Below are 16,598 nucleotides of genomic sequence, written 5' to 3'. Positions count from 1 at the left end.
TAGGTGTGTCGTCCCTTGCGCTGTACCGCCGCTACCGCCCCGAGTCGTTCGCCGAGGTCATCGGTCAGGAGCATGTCACTGACCCGCTCCAGCAGGCCCTGCGGAACAACCGGGTCAATCACGCGTACCTGTTCAGCGGCCCGCGCGGCTGCGGCAAGACGACGAGTGCGCGCATCCTGGCCCGCTGTCTGAACTGCGAGCAGGGGCCCACGCCCACGCCCTGCGGGGAGTGCCAGTCCTGCCGGGACCTGGCGCGCAACGGGCCGGGATCGATCGACGTGATCGAGATCGACGCAGCTTCGCACGGTGGCGTGGACGACGCCCGTGACCTGCGGGAGAAGGCGTTCTTCGGGCCGGCCTCCAGTCGTTACAAGATCTACATCATCGACGAGGCGCACATGGTGACGTCGGCCGGGTTCAACGCCCTGCTGAAGGTGGTGGAGGAGCCGCCGGAGCACCTGAAGTTCATCTTCGCGACCACGGAGCCCGAGAAGGTCATCGGGACCATTCGGTCGCGTACGCACCACTACCCGTTCCGGCTCGTCCCGCCCGGGACCCTGCGCGACTACCTCGCCGAGGTGTGCGGGCGGGAGAAGAGCCACGTGGACGACGGCGTCCTGCCGCTCGTCGTACGGGCCGGTGCCGGTTCCGTGCGTGACTCGATGTCCGTCATGGACCAGCTGCTCGCCGGCGCGGGCGACGAGGGTGTGACGTACGCCATGGCGACGGCACTGCTCGGCTATACGGACGGCTCGCTGCTCGACTCGATCGTGGACGCGTTCGCGGCGGGCGACGGGGCGGCGGCCTTCGAGGTCGTGGACCGGGTCATCGAGGGCGGCAACGACCCGCGCCGCTTCGTCGCCGACATGCTGGAGCGGCTCCGTGACCTGGTGATCCTCGCCGCCGTGCCGGACGCCGGGGAGAAGGGGCTGATCGACGCCCCCGCCGACGTCGTCGAGCGGATGCAGGCCCAGGCGTCCGTGTTCGGGGCCGCAGAGCTGAGCCGCGCCGCCGACCTGGTCAACCAAGGGCTTACGGAGATGCGCGGGGCGACCTCGCCGCGCCTCCAGGTCGAGCTGATCTGCGCCCGGGTCCTGCTCCCCGCCGCCTTCGACGACGAGCGCTCCCTCCAGGCCCGGCTGGACCGGCTGGAGCGCGGCGCCTCCTTCCAGACCACCGGCCCCGGCCCCGCCATGGGGTACGTCCCCGGCCCCGAGGCCCTCGCCCACGCCCCGGCGCCCCCCGCCCCGCAGCCGGACGCCGCGCCCGCCGCCGCCCGCGCCGCGGCCCGGGGGGACGCACCCGCGCCGCAGGCCCCCGCCCCGGTCGCCCCGCAGGCCCCCGCCACGGCCGCACCCGTACAGGCACCGCCCCCCGCCGAGGCGTCGGCCGCCGGGCAGCAGCGGCCGGGGGCCTGGCCCGCCGCCGCACCGTCCGCGCCGTCCGCCCCCGCGCTGTCCGCCCCCGCGCCGTCCGCCCCCGACCAGGGCCGCCGGCCCGGTGGCTGGCCCACCGCTGCCGCGCCCGGCCGTGGACCGGCACCGGCCCAGGCCCCCGCGGCGCCGCCGGCCCCCGCCCCGCAGGGCGCCCCCGCGCCCGCCTCCGCCCCTGCTCCGGGCATGGCGCAGGGTGCCGGCCAGGTGCGCAACATGTGGCCCGACATCCTGGAGGCGGTGAAGAACCGCCGACGTTTCACGTGGATCCTTCTCAGCCAGAACGCCCAGGTGACCGGGTTCGACGGCAGCACCCTGCAGATCGGCTTCCTCAACGCCGGTGCGCGGGACAACTTCACGAGCAGCGGCAGCGAGGACGTGCTGAGGCAGGCGCTGGCCGAGCAGTTCAACGCCCAGTGGAAGATCGAGGCGATCGTCGACCCGTCGGGCGGCGCCGGACAGCCCCCGCAGCCGCCGACGGGCGGTGGCCAGCGGCCGTACACCCCGCCGCCCGCCCCGCAGCGCCCCGCGGCCCCCGCGCCGCAGGCGTACGAGCCGCCCCCCGCCGCCCCCGCACCGGCCCCCGCCCCGCAGCAGCCGAGCGGCGGCGGCTCCCCGGCCGGGCCCCCGCCCGCCTCGCAGGCGGCCCCCGAGCCGCCCATGCCGGTCTCGCCCGAGGACGACATCCCGGAGGCCGACGACCCGGACCTCGTCGACTCCGCGCTCTCCGGCCACGAGCTGATCGTCCGCGAGCTGGGCGCCACGGTGGTCGAGGAGTTCACGAACGAGTAGGCGCGCCCGCGCGTCGGTCCGCACCTGTCCACGGACCGGCGCCCGGCAAGGCCACCGCGCCCCGGCGGCTAGGCTGCACCCCGTGAAGGTCCTCGTCATCGGCGGCGGCGCCCGCGAACACGCCCTGTGCCGCTCTCTGTCCCTCGACCCCGACGTCACCGATCTGTACTGCGCTCCCGGCAACGCCGGCATCGCAGAGGTGGCCGAACTGCACCCGGTCGACGCCCTCGACGGCGTCGCCGTCGCGCGCCTCGCCGCCGAGCTGGGCGCCGGGCTGGTGGTCGTCGGCCCGGAGGCGCCGCTCGTCGCCGGTGTCGCCGACTCGGTGCGCGCCGCGGGCATCCCGTGCTTCGGTCCGTCCGGCGCGGCCGCGCAGCTGGAGGGCTCGAAGGCGTTCGCCAAGGACGTCATGGCCGGGGCGGGCGTACCGACCGCCCGCAGCTACGTGTGCACGACGCCCGCCGAGATCGACACCGCGCTCGACGCGTTCGGCGCCCCGTACGTGGTCAAGGACGACGGCCTGGCCGCCGGCAAGGGCGTCGTCGTCACCGACGACGTTGAGGTGGCCCGGGCGCACGCGCTGGCCTGCGACCGGGTGGTCATCGAGGAGTTCCTCGACGGCCCCGAGGTGAGCCTCTTCGCGATCACCGACGGCACCACCGTGCTGCCGCTCCAGCCCGCCCAGGACTTCAAGCGCGCCCTCGACGGCGACGAGGGCCCGAACACCGGCGGCATGGGCGCGTACTCCCCGCTGCCGTGGGCCGACCCCAAGCTGGTCGACGAGGTCATGCAGTCGGTGCTCCAGCCGACCGTCGACGAGCTGCGCCGGCGCGGCACCCCGTTCTCGGGTCTGCTGTACGCGGGCCTCGCGATCACCTCGCGAGGGGTACGGGTCATCGAGTTCAACGCCCGGTTCGGCGACCCGGAGACCCAGGTGGTCCTGGCGCGCCTGCGGACGCCGCTGGCCGGTGTGCTGCTCGGGTCCGCCGACGGCACCCTGGACCAGCTGCCGCCGCTGAAGTGGCGCGACGACGCCGCCGTCACGGTGGTCATCGCCTCGCACAACTACCCGGGCACCCCGCGCACGGGCGACCCGATCGAGGGGCTCGACGAGGTCGCGGCGCAGGACGCCCCCCACGCGTACGTGCTGCACGCCGGCACCCGGCGCGAGGGCGACGCGGTCGTCAGCGCGGGCGGCCGGGTGCTCTCCGTGACGGCGACGGCCGAAGACCTCGCGGGCGCCCGTGAGCGCGCCTACGCGGCGGCGGCCAGGATCCGGCTGGAGGGCTCCCAGCTCCGTACGGACATCGCGAAGAAGGCCGCCCAGGACGCGGCGGCCGCGCGGGCCTGAGCCGGCGCACTCGGCGGGGCGAACACGTACCCCGCCGACCCCCCGGCCCTCAACACCTTTGCCCAAAGCCATTCCATCGAGTGACTGCTGAGCCATCCGGATGACGCCCGCCGCACCCCCAACTAGGGTGCGGCGCAAGCGTTCCGGCACTTGGCCCACCGGCATTGCGATGTCGGTGGCGGGTGCCACAGTGGGGGAGTGAGCAACACCGCCGTGGGGGCAGAGGGGGTGAGGTCCAGCCGTGTCCGGTACCGGTACGGGTGAGGAGCCGGGTGCGCGCGCCGCGCGGACCCGGGCGCTCGTCCTGCTGCGCATCCGCGGCAGGGCGACGGCGGTCGCGCTGCTGCCCGCCGCGCTGGCCGTGGTGCTGTTCGCCGCGGGCGCGCAGGGCTTCGCCGACGGCGGCGGCTGGGACGCGGCGCGCTGGGCGGTGGCCGCCTGCGCGGTCGTGGTCCTGCTGATCGCGGCGGCCGTCGCGATCGCGGTGGCGCGGGCGAAGCCCGCGGTCAGCCCGACCGTCCCGCTCAGCGAGGCGGCGGCCCCCGACCTCTACCGCCTGGTCCGGGAGCTGGCGGACCGGCTGGAGGTGCCTGCGCCCTCGGCCATAGCGCTCACGCCCGACTGCGACAGCTGGTTGGAGGACCGTGCCCACCCGGTGTCCGGCGGCCCCGCCCGCCGGACCGGGGAGGCCCCCGTGCTGGTCATCGGTTCCCCGTTCCTGTGGTGGATGCGGGTCGCCGAGCTGCGCGCCCTGCTCGCCCCGGTCGTCGCGGGCACCAGCGCCTCCGCCCAGCCCGACATAGCCGCCGCCCGGCGCTTCGTCCGGGGTCTCGACGGGGCCGTCGCCGACGGCTCCGCGCCCGCCAAGGGGCCGGTGCGCAGGGCGCTGCGGCTGCCGCGTGCCTTCGTCGGCCGGATCGCCCGGATACTGCTGCGCAGCTGTCGCGGGCATGCCGCCGAGATGGAGCGGGGGGTCGCCGCCGCCGCGTCGACGCGCGCCCAGGCGGTGGACTACGGGCTGCGGATCGTCGCCCAGGAGCAGGTCGGCCTCGCCTACGCCGGCTGGGACCGGCTGCTCACCCGGGTCGCGCTGCCCGCCTGGCGGATGGGCCGCTGGCCCTCGCAGCTGGACGCGGGCGTGGTCTCCGCGCTCACCGAGCTGTCCCGCCGCGACCGACTGGCCGAGGGGTATGCCTCCCGGCTGGGGGAGCGGCCGGCCTGCGACCTTCTGGAGGAGCCGGGAGCGGCCGACGAGGCGGCGTCCCTGCTGGCGGCGCGGCTCTTCCACGGCGGGCCCGCCGAGACGGGGCCGGACTGGGCCCCGGTGGACTGGCAGCAGTATCCGGACGAGGTGGTCGACCGGAAGTGGCGTTCGGAGGCGGCCCGGCTGCACCGCGTCCTCGACACCATGGGGGTTCCGCCCGCCGCTGCCGTCGGCGGGGTGCCCACCCTGGCCCGCGTCGTCGAGCACCTGGAGGCGGGGGAGGGCGGCGGCGACGAGCTGGCGGCCGGCATCAGCGCGGCCGTGGCCCGCGAGGAGGCCGAGGCGCAGGGCACGGGCGCCACGGGAGCGGCTGCCCCCGCCCCCGGCGACGACCTCCTCGCCCTGTGGGGCCCCGACCCGCTCCCCCTCTTCCCGCTCCAGCCGCCCCGTACGGGGACCGAACTGCTCGCCGACCACGTCGCGGCGATGGTCTGCTGCGCGGCCGTGGACACGGCGGGTGCGGCGCCCGGCCTCGACTGGCTCGACGGGCCCGCGCTGCTGGTCGACGGCGAGCGCCGCGCGGACCTCGGCAGCCCGGTCCTCAGCCTCATCGAGGACGGCGACGCGGGGCCGCTGCGCTCCTGGCTCGCCTCGGTCGGCGTGCGCACCGACAAGCCCGTCCGCCTCGTCTGAAACAGGCCCCGCCGACGGAAAGATGCGGCGGACGGGATGGCCGAGAACAACCGCATAACCGGAGCACCAGGTTCCGTTCACGTCAATTCACGACGAACGGTGACGGAGTGCGTGCGTTATGTGATGTGCTGGGGAATGGCGCTGACTGTCGGCGCGCCACTGTTGATCCGGGGGCCTGAGGGAGGGGGAGCGAGATGGGGGCGGAACAGATCCGTCGGTGGGAATCGGGTGCCCTGGCGCATGCCGTGACCGACCCTTTCGGCCAGGGGCCGCTGCCCTGGCTGCGCGGCAGCGAGAACTACTTCGACGACACCGGCCAGGTCGTGCCCTGGTACGCGGACCCCACTCTGTCCCGCGCCTCCACCGACGGCGGCACGCGCACCGCGGACGACGTGCGCCGGCAGATCAAGGGCTTCACCTCCACGGGCGCCGCCGCCCCCGGTGAGGCGATCGACTTCCACATCACGGTGGACCCGCCCCAGCAGTTCTCCGTGGACGTGTACCGGATCGGCCACTACGGCGGCGATGGCGCCTCCAAGATCACCACGAGCCCCCGGCTGTCCGGCATCGTCCAGCCGGCCCCCCTCACCGCCGACCGCACGGTCTCCTGCCACCACTGGTGGCTGTCCTGGCGGCTGCAGATCCCGTCCTACTGGTCGATCGGCGCGTACGTCGCCGTGCTCACCACGCTCGACGGCTACCGCTCCCACATCCCGTTCACCGTCCGCGACGACCACCCGGCCGATCTGCTGCTCGTACTCCCGGACGTGACCTGGCAGGCGTACAACCTCTACCCGGAGGACGGCCGGACCGGCGCCAGCCTCTACCACGCCTGGGACGAGGAGGGCAGGCTGCTCGGCGAGGAGGACGCGGCGGTCACGGTCTCCTTCGACCGCCCCTACGCGGGTGCGGGCCTCCCGCTGCACGTGGGGCACGCGTACGACTTCATCCGCTGGGCCGAGCGCTACGGCTACGACCTCGCCTACGCGGACACCCGCGACCTGCACGCCGGCCGGGTCGACCCCGCGCGCTACCGGGGCCTGGTCTTCCCCGGCCACGACGAGTACTGGTCGGTGCCCATGCGCCGCACCGCCGAGCGCGCCCGCGACCACGGCACCTCGCTGGTCTACCTCTCCGCCAACACCATGTACTGGCAGGTCAGCCTCGGGCCCTCGGCGTCCGGGGTGCCGGACCGGCTGCTCACCTGCCGCAAGCGCCGAGGCCCCGGCAGGCCCGCTCTCTGGCGCGAGATCGACCGCCCGGAGCAGCAGCTGCTGGGCATCCAGTACGCGGGCCGGGTCCCCGAGCCCCACCCCCTGGTCGTGCGGAACGCGGAGCACTGGCTGTGGGACGCGACGGGCGCCGTCGAGGGGGACGAGATCGAGGGCCTGGTGGCGGGCGAGGCCGACCGCTACTTCCCGCGCACCACGCTGCCCGAACACGACAACCGCATCCTCCTCGCCCACTCCCCGTACCAGGACGGCGAAGGCGTGATGCGGCACCAGGAGACCTCGCTGTACCGGGCCCCGTCCGGAGCGCTCGTCTTCGCCTCGGGCACCTTCGCCTGGTCGCCGGCCCTGGACCGCCCCGGCCATGTGGACCCCCGCATCCAGAAGGCCACCGCCAACCTCCTCGACCGGATCTGCAAGCGCGCCTGAACCACGGGCGCCCACGGGCCACCCGGTCGGCACCCCTCCGCAGCCGGCCGTTCCCGGATACGGGACAATCGGAACGGTTCTTGGAACAACGTACGCGGAGGCAGCGTGTCCGGATTCGTAGAAAAGCCCGAGCCGGTGCAGGTGCCGGGGCTCACCCACCTGCACACCGGCAAGGTCCGCGACCTGTACCGGAACGAGGCCGGTGACCTCGTCATGGTCGCCAGCGACCGGCTGTCCGCGTACGACTGGGTGCTGCCGACCGAGATCCCGGACAAGGGCCGCGTCCTGACCCGCCTCTCGATGTGGTGGTTCGACCAGCTCTCCGACCTCGTGCCGAACCACGTCCTGTCGACCGAGGTGCCCGCCGGGGCCCCCGCCGACTGGGAGGGCCGCACGATGATCTGCAAGTCGCTGCGGATGGTCCCGGTCGAGTGCGTCGCCCGCGGCTACCTGGCGGGCTCCGGCCTCGTCGAGTACGACGCCTCGCGGACCGTCTGCGGCATCGGGCTCCCCGACGGCCTCGTCGACGGCTCCGAGCTGCCGGGCGCGATCTTCACCCCCGCCACCAAGGCCGCCGTCGGCGACCACGACGAGAACGTGAGCTACGAGGAGGTGGCCCGCCAGGTCGGCACGGAGACAGCCGCCGCGCTGCGCCGCACCACGCTCGACGTCTACGGACGGGCCCGCGACATCGCCCGCGAGCGCGGGATCATCCTCGCGGACACCAAGTTCGAGTTCGGCTTCGCGCCCACCGCCGACGGCGGCGAAGAACTGATCATCGCCGACGAGGTGCTGACCCCGGACTCCTCCCGCTTCTGGCCGGCCGAGACCTGGGAGCCGGGCCACGCCCAGCCGTCCTACGACAAGCAGTTCGTCCGCGACTGGCTGACGTCCCCGGCCTCCGGCTGGGACCGCAGGAGCGAGCAGCCGCCGCCGGCGCTGCCCCAGGAGATCGTGGACGCCACCCGCGCCAAGTACATCGAGGCGTACGAACTCCTCACCGGCACGTCCTGGTAGCAGCGGGGTGTCCCGCCGGCCATGACCGGCGGGACACCCCGCGGTCACCGCACACAGCCACGCGCACATGAAGAAGCCCCCGGCCGAAAGACCGGGGGCTTCTTCGTGCGGAGCGGACGACCAGGTTCGAACTGGCGACCTCAACCTTGGCAAGGTTGCGCTCTACCAACTGAGCTACGTCCGCAAGCGCCGAAGCGCGAGACCTACTATACCCAACCCCGCTCGCGTGCGAGACGCACTGCCGAGTGACGATTCTCCGCCCCGAGCTTCGAGGCCGCCGCCGAGAGGTAGTTCCGCACGGTGCCCTGCGACAGCGAGGCCCGGTCGGCGATTTCCGAGACCGGTGCGCCGTCGGCCGCCAGCTCCAGCACCTCGGTCTCGCGCGCGGTCAGCGGCGAGTCCCCGGCGGCGATCGCGTCCGCCGCCAACTCCGGGTCCACATAACGGTTTCCGGCCTGGACGGTACGGATGATGCCGGCGAGCTGACGGGCGCTGACGGTCTTGGGCACGAAGCCCCGCACGCCCGCCGCCAGGGCCCGCTTGAGGTGGCCGGGCCGGCCGTGGCTCGTCACGATCATCGTCCGGCAGTCCGGGAGTTCGGCCCGCAGCGATGTGGCTACGCTCACACCGTCGGCCCCCGGCATCTCCAGGTCCAGCACCGCGACATCGGGGCGGTGCGCCCGGGCCATGGCGAGCGCCTCCGGCCCCGTCGCCGCCTCCGCGACCACCACCAGGTCCTCCTCCAGCGCGAGGAGGGCGGCGAGCGCGCCCCGGATCAGATGCTCGTCGTCGGCGAGCAGCACCCGTACCGCGGTCATCGTCGTCCCTCCACCAGGCCGGGCCCCGGCCCCACCATCACACCGGGAGCCACCACGGTCCCGGGACGCAGTCCTTCGGCGCCGAGCGCCCCGCCCGCGCCGGAAGCCCTGAGCGGGCCGTTCGCGCCGAGTGGGCCGGCCGCCCTGAGCGGGCCGTTCGCGCCGGGGCGGCCTGGGCGACCGGATTCCGCCTTCGGCCAGTCGCGGTCGCCCAGCGGGATCGTCGCCGTCAGCCGGAACAGGCCGCCGCCCTTCGCGGGCCCCGCCTCCAGCGAGCCGTCGAGCGCGCCGAGCCGCTCCCGGAGGCCGGCCAGCCCGGAGCCCGGCCCGTCGGACGCGGTCGCCCCAGCGGTCGCGGCCGTCGCCCCGTCGTTCTCCACCTGGAGCGTCACGGCGTCCGCGGTGACGCGCACCCGGATCGCGCAGTGCCGGGGATCGCCGTGCCGCAGCACGTTGGTCGCGGCCTCGCGGACGACCCAGCCGAGCGCCGACTGCACGGGCGCGGGCAGGTGCTCACCGCTGTCCCCGGTCACCGCGCAATCGATGCCGGCCGCGCTCAGCACGCCCCGCGCCCCGGCCAGTTCCGTGCTCAGGTCGGCCTCCCGGTAGCCGCGCACCACGTCGCGCACCTCCTGCTGCGAGGCCCGCGCTATCCGCTGCACCTCGACCATCTGGTCCACCGCCTCCGGCCGGCCGCGCTGCGCGAGCTCCACCGCCAGTTCGCTCTTGAGCGCGATCACCGCGAGGTTGCGGCCCAGCACGTCGTGCATGTCCCGCCCGAAGCGCAGCCGCTCCTCGGCCACGGCGAGTCTGGCCTGTATGTCCCGGGCCTGCTCCGCCTGCCACATCACGCTCATGCTCCAGACGCTGGGCCGGACCGAGATCAGGACCAGCACACAGCCGAAGAGGCTGCAGGCCACCACTCCGGCCAAGGTGCCGCCCCGTACGCCGGCCGCAGCCAGGGCACTCGTGATCAGGGCGGTGAGGCAGAGCGACTCGATCAGGAAGCGGCGGACCGGGACCAGCAGCACCCGCGTGATCACGAGGGCCATCGGCGCGTTCAGCGTCATGAGCAGCAGCCCCGCGCCATGGACGCCGTCCACGGCCACCAGCGCCGCCAGCAGCCCGACGGCCACGACCAGGAGCGTGACAGGGGCCAGCAGACGCCGCTGAGGGAAGACGGAGCCGGTCAGGTAGTGCTCGTACGACGCGGAAACGTTGCGGTTGCTCAGGAGGCACTGCACCAGGCTGACCAGGAGCAGCGCCACCCCGAGCGTCAGCGGGACCGGCGCGTGGCGGATGTCCGACTGGAAGGGTGCCGCTTGCCAGCAGAGGGCGAAGAGCCAGGGGACGCAGGAATTGGTGAACCGCGAGTACAGGTCGATCCGCTCCATCTTGCTGCGCTCCTGCCAGCTGCGGCGCCAACTCCGTACGCGCATCACGGTGTCTCCCCCTCTTCAGCGTCGCGGATCCCAGCGGAACCACCGCTGCACAGCAAACACGGCGGCGGCCGTCCAGACCAGCCCGGTCAGCGCGGCGCCGAGCAGGTCCGTTCCGTCGGAGGTACCGAGCCAGCCGGCCCGTATCAGCGTCATCACCCCGGTCAGCGGCAGGAGTTCGCAGACCGTCGCGAGGCGGTCGGGGAATATCTCCAGCGGGACGAAGAGCCCCGAGCCCATCATCGAGACGAGGAACAGCGGCAGGGTCGTCAGCTGGGCCGTCTGCACGGTGCGGGTGATCACCGAGGTGATCGCGGCGAGGACCGTCAGCAGCACCACGCCCAACAGCAACCCGGCCACGAGCAGTTCCGGGCGCTCGGGTGCGTCGAGGCCGAAGAATGCCGTGCCTGTGACGATGATCACCGCGCTCTGCGCCAGGGCGAGGGCGCCGGCCGGGAGGGCGGTCCCGGCGAGTATCTCACCGTCGGTGACCTCACCGGTACGCAGCCGCTTCAGGACCAGCTCCTCGCGCCGGGCGACGTAGGCGGCGACCATGTTCATGTAGACGGCCTGGACGAGCACCGTTCCGATGCCGCCGATGAGCGCCGCGCCGGCGACGGTGAGGCCGGTGCTCTTGAGGTCGATCTTCTCGAAGGTCGACTTCATGGCCATGATCATGGCCGCCGGCATGAGCAGCGCGACGAAGACCGCCGTCCGGTTCCGGACGAGCAGCGTCAGCTCCGCCCGCCCGAGGGCCGTCAGCCGGGTCAGGGGCGTCGTGCGCGGGGTGCTGGGCGCGGTGGTGGTAGTGGTGGTCATGCGGCAGACACCTCTTCGGTTTCGGCGGCGGACTTCGCGATGTCGAGGAAGGCCTCTTCGAGCGAGGCCGAGCGGGCGTCGAGCGCCCGCAGTGCGACGTCCGACTCCGCGGCCCAGCGGAGCAGTTCGGTCAGGGAGTCCTGGAGCCGGTGCGTACGTATCTCGATCCGCGGGCCGTCGGCGGCGGCGCGGAGCTCCAGGGGGAGCCGCGCCGCGGGGACCCCGTCGGGCAGCTCGAAGCGGATGCGGGCGGGGCGGGCGGCCGTCACCTCGGCCGTGGTGCCCGCGGTGACGATCCGGCCGCGGTGCATGATCGCCAGCCGGTCCGCGAGCGCCTCGGCCTCCTCCAGGTAGTGCGTGGTGAGCAGCACGGTGGTGCCGTCCTCCTGGAGGCGGCGCACCAACGCCCAGGTGTCGCGCCGGCCCTCGGCGTCGAGCCCCGTGGTCGGCTCGTCGAGGAAGAGGACCTCGGGCCGGCCGAGCAGGGCCAGCGCCAGGTCCAGCCGCCGCCGCTCACCGCCCGAGAGCTGCTTGACCCGGACGCGGGCGCGGTGGCCCAGCCCCACGAGCTCCAGGGCCTCCCCGGTCGGCCGGGCGCCACTGGTGCAGCCCGCCCACATCCGTACCGTCTCGGTGACCGACAACTCGGACGGGAAGCCGCCCTCCTGGAGCATCACGCCTATCCGGGGGCGGACCCGGGTGCGCTCGGCGTACGGGTCGTGGCCCAGGACCCGTACCGTGCCGCCGTCGGGGCGGGCCAGGCCCTCCAGGAGCTCGACGGTGGAGGTCTTGCCGGCGCCGTTCGTACCGAGCAGGGCGAACAGTTCGCCGCGCGCCACGGCGAAGGAGGCGCCGGACACGGCCTCGAAGCCGCCGGCGTAGCTGCGCCGGACGTCCTCCGTCTGGATCACGTACTCACGGGACTTGTCGTCGCTGGTCATGTCTCCAGGTTTCCGGCCTCGGAAGGCCGGGGGCAGTGCGGGCTGTCACCACCACCCATGACAAACGTCATGGGTGGTGCCCGAGGAGTGGGGAAGACACATGAGGACCCGAGACACGACGAAGGCCCCGGTCGAAATCGACCGGGGCCTTCATTTTCTGAGCGGACGACCAGGTTCGAACTGGCGACCTCAACCTTGGCAAGGTTGCGCTCTACCAACTGAGCTACGTCCGCATTGCAGCCACTCGGCTTTCACCGGTGGAGCGATCACTACTCTACCTGATCCACCGGAGTGGTCCTGCAGGAGTCGTGCGGAGCGGGTGACAGGAATTGCACACTGCGCCTTCCCCCTGGAAGGGGGATGTTCTACTACTGAACTACACCCGCACGCTGCGTGGGGTTCGGCCTTTTCGGCCTTGCCCCTCGGCGTGCTCCAGACTCTAGCCGACCTGCGGGGGTGTAGCGCAAGTCGGCTCCCCCGCAGGTCCTCCGCGGCACCTTTCGCCGGGTCAACTCGCTTCCTGGAACGCCTCGTAGACGCTCTTGGGGATCCGGCCCCGGGCCGGCACGTCCATCCGGTGCGAGCGCGCCCAGGCGCGCACCGCCGCGGGGTCGGGCGCGAGCGAGGTGTGCCGGTACGGAACGGGGGTCTTGCCGCCCTTGCCGGTATTTGTCTGCTTACGGCCGGCCGCCATGTACGGGGCCAGGGCGTTGCGCAGTTTCTTTGCGTTGGACGGATTGAGGTCGATCTCGTACGACTTCCCGTCCAGGGCGAAGGTGACCGTTTCCGCCGCTGATCCCCCGTCGATGTCGTCGGAGAGTGTGACCACTACGCGCTGCGCCACGGATATCGGTCCTTTCCTACGGCATCGACGCGTCTGACATGCGTCGATGCCGGCCTTCCGGCTGTGAGCGCGGATGCGGGCCGACTGCTGTCGGTGCTCCGGGGCAATGCTGCATTCCCCGGTAATCATTTGTACAGCGAGTGGTGCCGCATTGTGAAGACCGTCCAATTACCTGCGCGTGTCCGCCTGCTAAGTGCGCGGCTCATAGGCATTTGTTTCGCGGCTTTTCTGCCGTCCGGTGATCGGCCGAAATCTGGGCGTGATCTATCCCGTTTGATATCTACCCGCGTAGAATTTCCGGCCAGGTACGCTGAGTGGACCCGCGGGGGTCCGGGGTACCCCCTCCGGAGAAACAGCCGCACCACACCACCACACCGGGAGTGCCAGTGGCACGCGTCGTAGTCGACGTCATGCTCAAGCCCGAGATCCTCGACCCGCAGGGACAGGCGGTGCAGCGCGCACTGCCCCGTCTCGGCTACGAGGGAATCGCGGACGTACGTCAGGGAAAGCGTTTCGAGCTGGAGGTCGAGGGGCCGGTCGACGACGCCGCCCTCGCCCGTATTCACGAGATGGCGGAGACGTTCCTCGCCAACACCGTGATCGAGGACTTCACCGTCAAGGTGGAGAACGCCGAGGAGTCGAAGTGACCGCTCGTATCGGAGTCGTCACCTTTCCGGGCACCCTCGACGATCAGGACGCCCTCCGGGCCGTACGCGTCGCGGGTGCCGAACCCGTATCGCTGTGGCACCGCGACAAGGACCTGCACCAGGTCGACGCGGTCGTCCTCGCGGGCGGTTTCTCGTACGGCGACTATCTGCGCGCCGGTGCCATCTCCCGGTTCTCGCCGGTCATGGAGACGGTGATCGAGCAGGCGAAGGCGGGCATGCCGGTCCTCGGCATCTGCAACGGCTTTCAGATCCTGACCGAGGCGCACCTGCTGCCCGGCGCGATGCTGCGCAACAACCACCTGCACTTCATCTGCCGCGACCAGACCCTGCGCGTCGAGAACGCGGAGACCGCCTGGACCTCGGACTACTCCGCGGGCCAGGAGATCTCCGTACCGCTCAAGAACATGGACGGCCGCTACACCGCCGACGAGCACACGCTCGACGAGCTGGAGGCCGAGGGCCGGGTCGCCTTCCGGTACCTGGGCGGCAACCCCAACGGCTCGCTGCGCGACATCGCCGGCATCACCAACGCCGCAGGCAACGTCGTCGGCCTGATGCCGCACCCGGAGCACGCCGTGGAGCCGCTGATCGGCACCGGTCGCACCGACGGTCTCGGTTTCTTCACCTCGATCATCAAGAAGCTGGTCAACGCATGAGCCTGGACACGGTCAAGCACGCGGCCGAAACCCCGGAGACCGAGCAGCCCTGGAAGGAACTCGGCCTCAAGGAGGACGAGTACGCCCGCATCCGCGAGATCCTGGGCCGCCGTCCCACCGGCGCCGAGCTCGCCATGTACTCCGTGATGTGGTCCGAGCACTGCTCGTACAAGAGCAGCAAGGTCCACCTCAAGCAGTTCGGCGAGAAGGTCCCCGAGAACGACGCGATGCTCGTCGGCATCGGGGAGAACGCCGGTGTGGTCGACGTCGGCCAGGGGTACGCGGTCACCTTCAAGGTCGAGTCGCACAACCACCCCTCGTACATCGAGCCCTACCAGGGCGCGGCCACCGGCGTCGGCGGCATCGTCCGCGACATCCTCGCCATGGGCGCCCGCCCGGTCGCCGTCGTCGACCCGCTGCGCTTCGGCGCGGCCGACCACCCGGACACCAAGCGCGTCCTGCCGGGTGTCGTCGCGGGCATCGGCGGGTACGGCAACTGCCTCGGTCTGCCGAACATCGGCGGTGAGGTCGTTTTCGACGCCTGCTACCAGGGAAACCCGCTCGTCAACGCCGGCTGCATCGGTGTGATGAAGCACGAGGACATCCACCTCGCGCAGGCCTCGGGCCCCGGCAACAAGGTCATCCTGTACGGCGCCCGCACCGGCGGCGACGGCATCGGCGGTGTCTCCGTGCTGGCCTCGGAGACCTTCGAGTCGACCGGCCCGGCCAAGCGCCCCGCCGTCCAGGTCGGCGACCCGTTCCAGGAGAAGCTCCTCATCGAGTGCACCCTGGAGATCTTCAAGGAGAAGCTCGTCGCGGGCATCCAGGACCTCGGCGGCGCCGGGCTCTCCTGCGCCACGTCCGAGCTGGCCTCCGCGGGCTCCGGCGGCATGCGCGTCGAGCTGGACACCGTGCCGCTGCGCGACTCCTCCCTCTCGCCCGAGGAAATCCTCATGAGCGAGTCGCAGGAGCGCATGTGCGCGATCGTCGAGCCGCAGCACGTCGACCGCTTCCTGGAGATCTGTGAGAAGTGGGACGTCATCGCCACCGTCATCGGTGAGGTGACCGAGGGTTCGCAGCTGGAGATCTTCTGGCACGGCGAGCAGATCGTGGACGTTCCGCCGCGGTCCGTCGCCCACGAGGGCCCGACCTACCACCGCCCGTTCGCCCGCCCGTCCTGGCAGGACGCGCTCCAGGCTGACGACGCCGGCAAGCTGGCCCGCCCGGCGAACGGTGCCGAGCTGCGCGAGCAGGTCCTCAAGCTGGTCTCGTCGCCGAACCAGGCGTCGAAGTCCTGGATCACCGACCAGTACGACCGCTTCGTGCAGGGCAACACCGTCCTCGCGATGCCCGAGGACGCCGGCATGGTCCGCATCGACGAGGAGTCCAACCTCGGCGTGGCCATGGCGACCGACGGCAACGGCCGGTACGCGAAGCTCGACCCGTACACCGGCGCGCAGCTGGCGCTGGCCGAGTCGTACCGCAACGTCGCCGCGTCCGGTGCCAAGCCGCTCGCGATCTCGGACTGCCTGAACTTCGGTTCGCCCGAGGACCCGGATGTCATGTGGCAGTTCGCCGAGGCCACCCGCGGTCTCGCGGACGGCTGCCTGGAGCTGGGCACGCCGGTTACCGGCGGCAACGTCTCGCTGTACAACCAGACCGGTGAGACGGCGATCCACCCGACGCCGGTCGTGGCCGTGCTCGGTGTGATCGACGACGTCACGCGGCGCACGCCGGTCGCCTTCGCGGAAGAGGGCCAGCTCCTCTACCTGCTGGGCGACACCCGCGAGGAGTTCGGCGGCTCGGCCTGGTCCGAGGTCGTCCACAACCACCTCGGCGGCATGCCGCCCAAGGTGGACCTCGGCCGCGAGAAGCTGCTCGCCGAGATCCTGATCTCCGCCTCCCGCGACGGCATGGTCGACGCGGCGCACGACCTGTCCGACGGCGGTCTGATCCAGGCGGTCACCGAGTCCTGCCTGCGCGGCGGGAAGGGCGCCCGGCTGGTCGTGCCGGACGGTCTCGACGCGTTCACGCTGCTGTTCTCCGAGTCCGCGGGCCGCGCGGTCGTCTCGGTGCCGCGCAGCGAGGAGCTGCGGTTCAACGACATGTGCGGGGCGCGCGGTCTGCCCGTGACCCGCATCGGTGTCGTGGACGGCGACACGATCGACGTCCAGGGCGAGTTCAGCATCCCGCTGAGCGAGCTGCGCACGGCGCACGAGGGGACGATCCCGGCGCTGCTCGCGTAGTTGCCGGACGGCTCACGCC

13 protein-coding genes and 3 tRNA genes are annotated in these 16,598 nt (G+C 72.4%); 8 read left to right on the top strand and 8 right to left on the bottom strand.

Annotated features, from left to right (window positions below; translation table 11 throughout):
- Positions 1-5: 5 nt before the first annotated feature.
- The 5 genes from BLW14_RS14975 to BLW14_RS14955 all read left to right on the top strand — a co-directional run bounded on the left by BLW14_RS14975 (position 6) and on the right by BLW14_RS14955 (position 8,148).
- Complete coding sequence (locus tag BLW14_RS14975) at positions 6-2,225, top strand: DNA polymerase III subunit gamma and tau (protein ID WP_093707788.1); 2,220 nt, start codon at positions 6-8, stop codon at positions 2,223-2,225.
- 82 nt (positions 2,226-2,307) lie between these two features.
- Positions 2,308-3,576, top strand: coding sequence for a phosphoribosylamine--glycine ligase (gene purD, locus BLW14_RS14970; protein WP_093707787.1), 1,269 nt, complete (start codon positions 2,308-2,310; stop codon positions 3,574-3,576).
- A 241-nt stretch (positions 3,577-3,817) separates the two neighbouring features.
- Positions 3,818-5,473 carry a hypothetical protein gene (locus tag BLW14_RS14965; RefSeq protein ID WP_093707786.1) on the top strand — a complete coding sequence of 552 codons (1,656 nt, stop codon included), beginning with the start codon at positions 3,818-3,820 and terminating at the stop codon, positions 5,471-5,473.
- Positions 5,474-5,667: 194 nt separating this feature from the next.
- Positions 5,668-7,131, top strand: a complete 1,464-nt coding sequence (locus BLW14_RS14960) for a N,N-dimethylformamidase beta subunit family domain-containing protein (RefSeq protein ID WP_093707785.1) — start codon at positions 5,668-5,670, stop codon at positions 7,129-7,131.
- Between the two features lie 105 nt (positions 7,132-7,236).
- A complete protein-coding gene (locus BLW14_RS14955; protein ID WP_093707784.1) occupies positions 7,237-8,148 on the top strand; it encodes a phosphoribosylaminoimidazolesuccinocarboxamide synthase in 912 nt (303 codons plus the stop codon).
- A gap of 111 nt (positions 8,149-8,259) precedes the next feature.
- On the opposite strand, the gene BLW14_RS14950 is transcribed toward BLW14_RS14955, so the two are convergent.
- The 8 genes from BLW14_RS14950 to BLW14_RS14915 form a co-directional block, all read right to left on the bottom strand.
- Positions 8,260-8,332, bottom strand: a tRNA-Gly gene (locus BLW14_RS14950).
- 22 nt (positions 8,333-8,354) lie between these two features.
- On the bottom strand, positions 8,355-8,966 hold the full coding sequence (locus tag BLW14_RS14945; RefSeq protein ID WP_093707783.1) for a response regulator transcription factor: 612 nt from the start codon (positions 8,964-8,966) through the stop codon (positions 8,355-8,357).
- Positions 8,963-10,405, bottom strand: a complete 1,443-nt coding sequence (locus BLW14_RS14940; RefSeq protein WP_093707782.1) for a sensor histidine kinase — start codon at positions 10,403-10,405, stop codon at positions 8,963-8,965. The genes BLW14_RS14945 and BLW14_RS14940 overlap by 4 nt, the downstream gene beginning before the upstream one ends.
- An 18-nt stretch (positions 10,406-10,423) precedes the next feature.
- Complete coding sequence (locus BLW14_RS14935) at positions 10,424-11,224, bottom strand: ABC transporter permease (RefSeq protein WP_093707781.1); 801 nt, start codon at positions 11,222-11,224, stop codon at positions 10,424-10,426.
- Positions 11,221-12,165, bottom strand: a complete 945-nt coding sequence (locus BLW14_RS14930) for an ABC transporter ATP-binding protein (RefSeq protein WP_093707780.1) — start codon at positions 12,163-12,165, stop codon at positions 11,221-11,223. The genes BLW14_RS14935 and BLW14_RS14930 overlap by 4 nt, the downstream gene beginning before the upstream one ends.
- Positions 12,166-12,325: 160 nt before the next feature.
- Positions 12,326-12,398, bottom strand: a tRNA-Gly gene (locus BLW14_RS14925).
- An 81-nt stretch (positions 12,399-12,479) separates the two neighbouring features.
- A tRNA-Gly gene (locus BLW14_RS14920) sits at positions 12,480-12,551 on the bottom strand.
- 122 nt (positions 12,552-12,673) lie between these two features.
- Positions 12,674-13,009: a histone-like nucleoid-structuring protein Lsr2 gene (locus BLW14_RS14915; RefSeq protein WP_177153981.1), complete on the bottom strand. Its 336-nt coding sequence runs from the start codon at positions 13,007-13,009 to the stop codon at positions 12,674-12,676.
- A 386-nt stretch (positions 13,010-13,395) separates the two neighbouring features.
- On the opposite strand from BLW14_RS14915, the gene purS reads away from it, so the two are divergent.
- The 3 genes from purS to purL are packed head-to-tail and all read left to right on the top strand — an operon-like array spanning position 13,396 to position 16,579.
- A complete protein-coding gene (gene purS, locus BLW14_RS14910) occupies positions 13,396-13,656 on the top strand; it encodes a phosphoribosylformylglycinamidine synthase subunit PurS (protein WP_093707778.1) in 261 nt (86 codons plus the stop codon).
- A complete protein-coding gene (gene purQ / locus BLW14_RS14905) occupies positions 13,653-14,333 on the top strand; it encodes a phosphoribosylformylglycinamidine synthase subunit PurQ (protein WP_093707777.1) in 681 nt (226 codons plus the stop codon). Before purS ends, purQ begins: the two co-directional genes overlap by 4 nt.
- On the top strand, positions 14,330-16,579 hold the full coding sequence (gene purL / locus BLW14_RS14900; protein WP_093707776.1) for a phosphoribosylformylglycinamidine synthase subunit PurL: 2,250 nt from the start codon (positions 14,330-14,332) through the stop codon (positions 16,577-16,579). Before purQ ends, purL begins: the two co-directional genes overlap by 4 nt.
- Positions 16,580-16,598 lie beyond the last annotated feature (19 nt).

The organism is Streptomyces sp. 2131.1, assembly GCF_900105515.1.
Classification (GTDB): Bacteria; Actinomycetota; Actinomycetes; order Streptomycetales; family Streptomycetaceae; genus Streptomyces; species Streptomyces drozdowiczii.
This window is presented reverse-complemented; position numbering and strand designations above follow the sequence as displayed.